The sequence below is a fragment of the Halorientalis regularis genome (assembly GCF_023698535.1).
GTDB lineage: Archaea > Halobacteriota > Halobacteria > Halobacteriales > Haloarculaceae > Halorientalis > Halorientalis regularis.
In genome coordinates this window covers 1-766 of record NZ_JALJCL010000043.1, presented here as the reverse complement: position 1 = coordinate 766, position 766 = coordinate 1, and the positions used below count along the sequence as shown (strand labels likewise).

At 55.4% G+C, this 766-nt stretch carries 1 pseudogene; it reads left to right on the top strand.

The features are described 5' to 3' along the window. Window positions 1-762: pseudogene (locus tag MU521_RS21305) on the top strand (IS630 family transposase); the annotation flags it as partial. Window positions 763-766 lie beyond the last annotated feature (4 nt).

Below are 766 nucleotides of genomic sequence, written 5' to 3'. Positions count from 1 at the left end.
TTCTGAGAAAGAACACGAGCAGTTCGTCGAGGCTCTTCACGAGTCACCCGAAGAAGTCGGATACGACGCGCCCGCGTGGTCTGTTCCATTGGCGCGTCACTATCTTTCTGAGGAATTCGGCGTTGAGTACTGTGAGCGTCACGTCCGACGACTGATTTCCGAGGCCGGGCTGTCCTGGAAGACAGCCCGGCCGGAGTTCTACAAATCCGACGAAAGAGCCCAAGAAGCCTGGCAAGAAGGCTTCAAAAAAAGCGCGACAACCTGGACGACGAATACACAATCCTGACTATCGATCAGACGCGCCAGGTGCTTTCGTCGCTGATCTATGCGTGGTTTCCTGAAGGAGAGCGCCCGTCACTGCCGGTGACGGGCGCGTGGGACAGCATCAAGCTGCTCGGTGCAGTTAGCGATTCCGGCGAGACGTTCTTTCTGCCCTGTGCCGAGAACTTCAACAGCGACACGACGATTCGCTTGCTAGACGCTCTCCAGACCGAATTCGGCGAGAAAATCTGCGTTGTCTTAGACAACGCGTCGTATTTCACGGCTAACGCAGTGCAGGAATTCGTCGAGGGAACGCCGATCGAACTGTCTTACCTTCCGCGGGGTTCACCGGAGCTGAACCCCGCGGAAGAGTGTTGGCGACGGCTCGATCAGTCTCTTGGAAACCGTCTCTTCGACACATTAGATGAACTTCGTGAGGCTGCACTCATTGCGCTTGATGACATCGAGCCTCCGAATATCTTCACGTACTTATGTCCTTGAGTAT